At 60.0% G+C, this 7,628-nt stretch carries 8 protein-coding genes; 3 read left to right on the top strand and 5 right to left on the bottom strand.

Annotation, left to right across the window (positions count from 1 at the left end):
* Positions 1 to 36 precede the first annotated feature (36 nt).
* Positions 37 to 1,353, bottom strand: coding sequence for an urea ABC transporter substrate-binding protein (gene urtA, locus ABSG20_RS24645; protein ID WP_423867110.1), 1,317 nt, complete (start codon positions 1,351 to 1,353; stop codon positions 37 to 39).
* Positions 1,354 to 1,908: 555 nt separating this feature from the next.
* Here urtA and ABSG20_RS24640 point away from each other — a divergent pair.
* The 3 genes from ABSG20_RS24640 (at position 1,909) to ABSG20_RS24630 (ending at position 4,142) form a co-directional block, all read left to right on the top strand.
* A complete protein-coding gene (locus ABSG20_RS24640; protein ID WP_423867109.1) occupies positions 1,909 to 3,342 on the top strand; it encodes a DEAD/DEAH box helicase in 1,434 nt (477 codons plus the stop codon).
* 24 nt (positions 3,343 to 3,366) lie between these two features.
* Positions 3,367 to 3,648, top strand: a complete 282-nt coding sequence (gene infA / locus ABSG20_RS24635) for a translation initiation factor IF-1 (protein WP_423867108.1) — start codon at positions 3,367 to 3,369, stop codon at positions 3,646 to 3,648.
* A gap of 281 nt (positions 3,649 to 3,929) precedes the next feature.
* Complete coding sequence (locus ABSG20_RS24630; RefSeq protein WP_011474122.1) at positions 3,930 to 4,142, top strand: cold-shock protein; 213 nt, start codon at positions 3,930 to 3,932, stop codon at positions 4,140 to 4,142.
* A gap of 115 nt (positions 4,143 to 4,257) precedes the next feature.
* Here the strand turns inward: ABSG20_RS24630 and ABSG20_RS24625 are convergent, their stop codons facing one another.
* From ABSG20_RS24625 to ABSG20_RS24610, 4 genes are all read right to left on the bottom strand, one after another.
* Positions 4,258 to 4,836 carry a TadE/TadG family type IV pilus assembly protein gene (locus tag ABSG20_RS24625; protein ID WP_423867107.1) on the bottom strand — a complete coding sequence of 193 codons (579 nt, stop codon included), beginning with the start codon at positions 4,834 to 4,836 and terminating at the stop codon, positions 4,258 to 4,260.
* A 28-nt stretch (positions 4,837 to 4,864) separates the two neighbouring features.
* Positions 4,865 to 5,428, bottom strand: a complete 564-nt coding sequence (locus tag ABSG20_RS24620) for a TadE/TadG family type IV pilus assembly protein (protein WP_423867106.1) — start codon at positions 5,426 to 5,428, stop codon at positions 4,865 to 4,867.
* Between the two features lie 128 nt (positions 5,429 to 5,556).
* Complete coding sequence (gene cpaB, locus ABSG20_RS24615; protein WP_423867105.1) at positions 5,557 to 6,378, bottom strand: Flp pilus assembly protein CpaB; 822 nt, start codon at positions 6,376 to 6,378, stop codon at positions 5,557 to 5,559.
* Between the two features lie 182 nt (positions 6,379 to 6,560).
* Positions 6,561 to 7,388 (bottom strand): sterol desaturase family protein, encoded by an 828-nt coding sequence (locus ABSG20_RS24610; protein WP_423867104.1) that lies wholly within the window; start codon positions 7,386 to 7,388, stop codon positions 6,561 to 6,563.
* Positions 7,389 to 7,628: the final 240 nt, after the last annotated feature.

Raw genomic sequence — 7,628 nt, 5'->3', positions numbered from 1 at the left:
GGCCGTGACGTTACGGCGGTGCCGAGGGCGCCGCGCTTAGGAACCGCCGCAGGTCTTGGTGACGGTGTTATAGTTGCCGCAATTGAGCTTGACCCAATCGGCGACCAGGTCCTTGGAGCCCGGCAGGTAGGGCGACCAGGCGTCGCCCGGCACCAGGCCCTTGGTCTTCCACACCACGTTGAACTGGCCGTCGGCGCGGATTTCGCCGATGAAGACCGGCTTGGTGATGTAGTGATTGGGCAGCATTTCGGAGATGCCGCCGGTGAGGTTGGCCTGCTTGATGCCGGGCAGCGCCGCGATCACCTTGTCGGGCGCGGTGGTCTTGACCTTCTCCACCGCTTTCACCCACATGTTGAAGCCGATGTAATGGGCTTCCATCGGATCGTTGGTGGTGCGCTTGGGGTTCTTGGTGAAGTCGTGCCATTCCTTGATGAAGGCCTCGTTCTCCGGCGTCTTGATCGACTCGAAGTAGTTCCAGGCGGCGAGATGGCCGAGCAGCGGCTTGGTGTCGATGCCGGCGAGTTCTTCTTCACCGACCGAGAACGCGACAACCGGAATGTCGGTCGCCTTGATGCCCTGGTTGCCCAGTTCCTTGTAGAAGGGAACGTTGGCGTCGCCGTTGATGGTCGAGACCACCGCGGTCTTCTTGCCGGCCGAGCCGAACTTCTTGATGTCGGCGACGATCGTCTGCCAGTCGGAATGACCGAACGGCGTGTAGTTGATCATGATGTCTTCGTCCTTGACGCCCTTCGACTTCAAATAGGCTTCGAGGATCTTGTTGGTGGTGCGCGGATACACATAGTCGGTGCCGGCCAGCACCCAGCGCTTCACCTTTTCTTCCTTCGCCAGGTAATCGACGGCGGGGATGGCCTGCTGGTTCGGCGCAGCGCCGGTGTAGAACACGTTGCGCTCGCTCTCTTCGCCTTCGTACTGCACGGGATAGAACAGAATCGAGTTCAACTCCTTGAACACCGGCAGCACGGATTTGCGCGACACCGAGGTCCAGCAACCAAACACCACCGCAACCTTGTCCTTGGTGATCAACTCACGGGCTTTTTCCGCAAACAGCGGCCAGTTCGACGCCGGATCGACAACCACGGCCTCGAGCTTCTTGCCGAGAACGCCGCCCTTCTTGTTCTGCTCATCAATCATGAACAGGACGGTATCCTTCAGCGTGGTCTCGCTGATCGCCATGGTGCCGGAGAGCGAGTGCAGAACGCCAACCTTGATGGTGTCGTCCGCCGCTCTCGCGGACGTAAACGCCGCCAAGCCGAGCACCAGCCCGGCGGTCGCCGCCAGCCAGCGGCGGCGGCTCAATGGCGTCGCTATATCGTGAGTTAGTTTTGTAAGCATGAGGTATCATCTCCCTACGCAGGCGTTTAGACGCTGCGAAACGGCCCCACGGCCGCCTGCGCTAGCCGAATCGCAAGAACCATGCCACGGTATGTAGATGCCATAACGTAATGGTTTTATTCACTAATTCTCATTCGCGCAGCCGCGTCGCGGGGCTTTTGCCTAAAAAATAGACAGAAAAAATGTATGCTCCGTCAGCAAAATGTTCAATCTATAAGCAAATTTTCAGTTCTGACTAAATTAACGGCACCTCCTTTTTTGCACTGCAATGGACTCACGGCGGGAATTCGGCGGCCAAGAACCTCTTTTCAGGGCTTTTTGTTCACTGCACATCGCCTGATCTGGCGATTCAGCTTGAAAGCGCCATCTTCGTGCGCCATATGCTCTGCATGACCCCGGGAATCATCGGGTCCTTGCGAGCCGCGTGTTCTGAGCCCGTCCAACGGTTTCTGGCTTGCCCCTTCAGCTAACCAAAACCGACGCCCCGGACACGCGGGTGTCTCTGACACCCCTCGCGCGCTCCTGGCATTCGCTGCCGGGCGCCTGCTTTTGATAATGGAAAGAACCCACCTTTTGACCTCCTTTCAGGATTTCGGCCTCGCCGATCCCATCTCGCGTGCGCTCAAGGAAGAGAATTATCTGACGCCCACACCGATCCAGTCTCAAACCATTCCACTTGCACTCGCCGGCCGCGACGTCGTCGGCATCGCCCAAACCGGTACCGGCAAGACCGCAGCCTTCGCGCTTCCGATTCTGCATCGCATCCTGGAACACCGCTTGAAGCCGCAACCCAAGGCCTGCCGGGTGCTTGTGCTCAGCCCGACCCGCGAATTATCGAGTCAGATTCTCGAAAGCTTCAATGCCTATGGCCGGCACATGCGGCTGACTTCGGCGCTGGTGATCGGCGGGGTCCCGATGGGACGTCAGGTCCGCTCGATCATGCAGGGCGTCGAGGTCCTGGTGGCCACGCCCGGCCGCCTGCTCGATCTCGTGCAGAGCAATGGCTTGAGGCTCGGACAGGTCGAGTTTCTGGTACTCGACGAGGCCGACCGCATGCTGGACATGGGCTTCATCAACGACATCCGAAAAATTGTCGCCAAACTGCCGCTCAAGCGGCAGACGCTGTTCTTTTCGGCGACGATGCCGAAGGATATCGCCGAACTCGCCGAACAGATGCTGCGCGATCCGGCGCGGGTGGCGGTGGCGCCGGTCGCATCGACGGTCGAGCGCGTCACCCAGCGCATCATCCAGGTCGATCACTCGGCCAAGCCCGCTCTGCTGGCGCAGCTCCTGCAGCAGGAGCCGGTCGATCGCGCCCTGATCTTTACCCGCACCAAGCATGGCGCGGACAAGGTCGTGAAGGGCCTGGCGCGGGCCGGGATCGGGGCCGAGGCCATCCACGGCAACAAGTCGCAAAATCAACGCGAGCGGGTGCTGGCGGCGTTCCGCTCCGGCGAGATCCGCACCCTGGTCGCCACCGACATTGCCGCCCGTGGCATCGACGTCGACGGCATCAGCCATGTGGTGAATTTCGATCTTCCCAATGTGCCGGAAACCTATGTCCATCGCATCGGCCGCACGGCGCGCGCCGGCGCCGACGGCACCGCGATCTCGCTGGTCGCGGGGGCTGAGGAAATGGCCTATCTGCGCGACATCGAAAAGCTCATTCGCACGGCCTTGCCCCGGGAAGACCGCCGGACGCCGGGCCACCGCGATACCGCGCCGGCGGCATCACAACATCGGGGCAGCCGAACCGCACCACGGCTGCATGCCAGGGCAAATGAAGCCGCCCCCAGCGCGAAAGGGCCTCGCCGCCGCCATCGTCCCGGTGGTACAAATGGCGCTTCGCAAACCAACCACCACGAGGTCAATCGGCAGGATTCACGTCCGTCGCACAGCGGCAAGGCCGAGGGTATGCAGGGCGTCGCCTTTTTGCATCGCGAAAGCCGTCCAAATACTAAACCCAACCGCAGCCAACGACCACGCTAGCCGTCGATCGATCTGGAGATAACCATGGCCAAGGAAGAGCTGATCCAGTTCGAAGGACTGGTGACCGAAATCCTCCCCGATGCGCGTTACCGCGTGCAGCTCGATGCAGGGCACGAGATCGTCGCCTACACCGCAGGCAAGATGAAAAAGAACCGGATCAAGACGCTGGCCGGCGATCGGGTGACGATCGAAATGTCGCCCTATGACCTGGAAAAAGGCCGGCTGATCTTCCGTCACAAGGACGAGCGTCCGGGCGGTTCGGCCCCGCGTGGAGCACCGCCGCGCGGCCAGTTCCGCCGCAGGTAAGGCCGCTCGCGGCCGGCTCGAAATCGGGGCATTACAACATGCTGTTGGTGCGCGGTGACAGGCTGCAACTTGCGATCGCTCTGACATCAAAAAAACGTGCACGTCAGGATTGTTTTGGGGACTGGCTTCGCATAACATACTGCCATCGATTTTCGGCCGGACGACATTAGCTATCCACCGGTACAGCCGGTTTAGACGCTGACGACCCTTCCAAAAATTCGATCTCACCAGCCCATCGAAAGTGGGCTTCTACTATATCTATCTTGAGAAGGGACTATCCCGTGAGCATGGGAACCGTGAAGTGGTTTAACGCGACTAAGGGCTTCGGCTTCATCCAACCGGATGACGGTGGCAACGACGTGTTCGTGCACATCAGTGCCGTCGAGCGTGCCGGCCTTGGAACGCTGCGTGAAGGCCAGAAGATCAGCTACGAGATCGTAGCCGATCGCCGTTCTGGCAAGTCTTCGGCCGACAATCTGCGCGCCGCCGGCTAAGGGTGCTTCGGCCTTGGGCCGGAAAATCCAATCTGCAATCAACTGCGACGATATAAGGCGAAAGGCCGCGCGGACTGCGCGGCCTTTCTCTGTTTGCGTGGAACGCGCGACCGGTTCACTCCACCGGAACGCAGCTCGTCGACGAACTGTCGTAGTTGACGCATGCCGACTGGCGTGGCCTTGTATAGGCCGTATCGCTCAGGGTAACCCCGGCCTTTGACATCACGTAGCCGACCGCTGGCGTGTAAAGATAGCTGACCTCGCTGAAGATCAGCCATGCCCCGCCGGCCGCCAGAGCCGACGGGATCACAATGGTAGAACCCGCCGCGCGCGGCACCGAACCTACGCTCCATTGCACATAGACCAGCAGCGAGGTCGGGTCGACATACAGTTCGGAAATCGTGGCTTTCGTCGGCGTTGAGGAATACGGGGTCATGATGGCGTTGCTGGCGGCAAAGAAGTTCGTCAGGTCGCTGTCCATGACATAGGGTGACTGCGAGGTCAGATCGGAAAGGGTCCGCGCCATCAGCGTCACCTTGCGATCGACCGCTACCCCCGAAGACAGCTCGACCGTGCCAAAGAACATCACCAGCATGATCGGAACGATTACGGCGAATTCGGTCGCTGCGATGCCACTGCGATCTCCGAACAGATCGACGGCGGAACGCCGGATGCGAAGCCATATCGGTGACATCGATTTCGAGTTCATCACCGCGGCCTGACTAGCAAGGGGAGGGATTGGCGAGGAAAGGCTCGTTCTTGAATGCCGCGGTCGCCGCCAGCAATCGCTTGCTGCCCGACAAATTCGAAATGTTGTAGCCGAGCCCGGTAACGAACAGCGGCCACTGATAGAACAACCTGACGACGACAATGTCGCCGGCGTTGCCGGGACAATATTTCATGTTGTTGATGAAATTGTTGCTGCCGTCGATCTGGCTGTTGATGGTTACGCTCGAAAAGGACGGGTAACTCTCGACGTCGACATAAACATTGCTGCAGGTGAACAAAGCGGGGATCTGACCGCAGACATAGCTTTGAAACTGGGCCTGGGTATAGCCTCCACTCTGCGCCTGACCGGTCAGGATCATGCGCGCGGAGTTCTGGGTAATGCTTTCAAGCACCTGGCCGGCGAAAAACACGATCGCTGTTTCGATGATCGCAAACAACAGCGCAAAGAACACCGGCGCCACCAGGGCGAATTCGACGGCGGCCGAACCCCGGCGGCTGCGGCGAAACCGGCGCAGGGCTTTTCGCACAGAGGCTGTTGAAGGTACGGCCGACAGCATGGCGAATCCCGGAAAGCGCAGCATTGAATTGACGGCCAATCGTAAAGCGCATTCATTGTGAAAAGCTTGCGCCCGGCCGCGACAAACTGGCCTTTGCATTGAGCGCGCATTAACCACGGCAAGAACGGTCAGGTGCCGCCGGCGCCCCTCTTGCAAAGCGGCGTACAGGAGTAGATGTCGCGCTCTTCGCCGCCACGAAATACCGTGACAAGCCCGTCGTTCGGTCCCGCAACACGCGGTGCGTCCGCCGCGCGAGCATCGACCAGGCTGCGCAAGGCGAGCGAGATCGTGCCGATCTGGCGTGCCCGGGCGAGAACCTCGGCCTGCCCGGCCTTCAATTCGAGCGTGGCCGTCTTGCCGACGACCGCATTCTGACCATCCTTTTCCCGGGGCGCCTGATCGATGGCGAGAACGCGGATATTGGGTAGAATGATTTCGGAAGTGACGACGTCGCCGGCATTGGGACGTTCGGCATTCTTCTCCCGTTTCGACAGGATGACATCGACGCGGTCGTTGGGCAGGATGAAGCCGCCGGCGCCGGTTTCAGGAGAAATTTCGGTCGAAACCGCGCGCATGCCGGCCGGCAGCACCGCCGCCATGAAGCCTGAACCATTGGCCTTGACCAGCTTCGATTCGCGGATCGGTTCGCCGGCGATGAACGGAGACCGTGCGATCGACCCGGCGATCTGGGAGGTGGCGTCCGGGCGATCGCTGCGGCGAATGAAGTTGTTGCTCGCGGTGACCGAAGGCCATGTCTGCCATAGCAGATCGTCGGGGCCAACGGTCTGCCCGAGGCCGATGTCCGACTTCGCCACCAAAACGTCGACCGTGGCCAATTGCGCCACCGGCTCGGACACCACGGTCTTGGGTTCAGAGCTGCTCGCAAGATAGGCAGCGACGCCGCCGGCCAATAGTGCCACGGCCAGAACGACAATGCGCGCGGTTTTCATACGCTTTACTCTCTACACGCCACTCTATTGACTTCGAAGTGCTGCGGTCCGGTCGATAGCTCCAGGACCGCAGATACGCTGATCCGGGCGTGCCCGGACCAAGGCTAATCTGGCCTTAATAGATGAACGAACCCCAAATATGCCGCCGACAAAGTCTGCGGATACCAAGGAAGACCCAGGCTCTATCGACGAAACGGGTACGCCAATTGCCCGACAATCTCCGACGGGATGGCCTGCTCGTCCTTGCCATAATTTTCCGGAAGCCGGTTCTCAGGCATCCGAAAGGTTCCAAACAGAATATCCCAGACCGGAAAGGTCCCGGCAAAATTGCTGTTGCCGCCGTCGTCGAGCGGGCTGTGATGCCAGCGGTGAAACACCGGGGTCGCCAGCACGTATCTGAACGGGCCAAGCGCCCAATTCAGATTGGCGTGAACGAACGCGGAATGGAACGTCGTGAAGGGCCCGACCCAGAGCATGATGTTCGGCGAGATACCCGCGACCAGCAAGATCACGTCGACCAGGATAGTTCCCAGGAACAGGTTCACCGGGTGGAAGCGCGCGGCCGAAATCCATTCCAGTTGTTCCGAGGAATGATGGATCGCGTGATATTTCCAGAAGCCGCCGCCGTGAAACATGCGGTGCAGCCAGTACAACATGAAGTCCGACAGCACCAGGAACAATACCGCCTGCAGCCACAGCGGCAGTTCGGCCAGAGGACCATGGCCGTTGTCGTAAAAGGCGATCAGCTCGTCGGCGTCGTGGATGTTGAACAATACGCCGGCGCCGAGCACCAGCAGCCCGATCCGCAATACGCGCGCGAACAATGGCACGAAGAACCAGTAACAGAGGTCGGTAACGAGTTCGCGCTTGCGCCACCAGGGCGCGCCGGGGTTGCAGGCCCAGAAATACGACAGCACCGAGAACACCAGAGCCAGCGCGATCGTGACAGGCACCACCTTGGCGATGGTCCCGCCGAGCATCTCGATGATTTCCAGCGGCAAATTGGACATGAATGCCTCACAGATTGGGTATCACCGGGATACTCGCACCCCCTTAAGGAGCCGTGAATCGCGCGCGCCGGCACCCTCGCGAGATCCCGACAATAGCGGGAATAATCATGGACGATAATGGTGGGCGCGATCGAACCAGATCGGCATTCCCGCAACGCCTTAATTTCAAATTTACTCTATTACTCTCTGCCAAATAACGGCCAATTCAAACCAAGTTTAAGGGTTCGAATTAACTGCACG

It is taken from the genome of Bradyrhizobium sp., assembly GCF_049512235.1.
In the GTDB taxonomy this organism is placed as follows: Bacteria; Pseudomonadota; Alphaproteobacteria; order Rhizobiales; family Xanthobacteraceae; genus Bradyrhizobium.
Note: the sequence above shows the minus strand (reverse complement) of the source record. Positions and strands in the feature narration are given on the sequence as shown.

What these genes read in the sequence shown, in the direction of transcription:
- urtA (WP_423867110.1), bottom strand. Translation starts at nt 1,353, where the DNA reads ATGCTTACAAAACTAACTCACGATATAGCGACGCCATTGAGCCGCCGC.
- ABSG20_RS24640 (WP_423867109.1), top strand. Translation starts at nt 1,909, where the DNA reads ATGGAAAGAACCCACCTTTTGACCTCCTTTCAGGATTTCGGCCTCGCC.
- ABSG20_RS24620 (WP_423867106.1), bottom strand. Translation starts at nt 5,428, where the DNA reads ATGCTGTCGGCCGTACCTTCAACAGCCTCTGTGCGAAAAGCCCTGCGC.
- ABSG20_RS24610 (WP_423867104.1), bottom strand. Translation starts at nt 7,388, where the DNA reads ATGTCCAATTTGCCGCTGGAAATCATCGAGATGCTCGGCGGGACCATC.
- infA (WP_423867108.1), top strand. Translation starts at nt 3,367, where the DNA reads ATGGCCAAGGAAGAGCTGATCCAGTTCGAAGGACTGGTGACCGAAATC.
- cpaB (WP_423867105.1), bottom strand. Translation starts at nt 6,378, where the DNA reads ATGAAAACCGCGCGCATTGTCGTTCTGGCCGTGGCACTATTGGCCGGC.
- ABSG20_RS24625 (WP_423867107.1), bottom strand. Translation starts at nt 4,836, where the DNA reads ATGTCACCGATATGGCTTCGCATCCGGCGTTCCGCCGTCGATCTGTTC.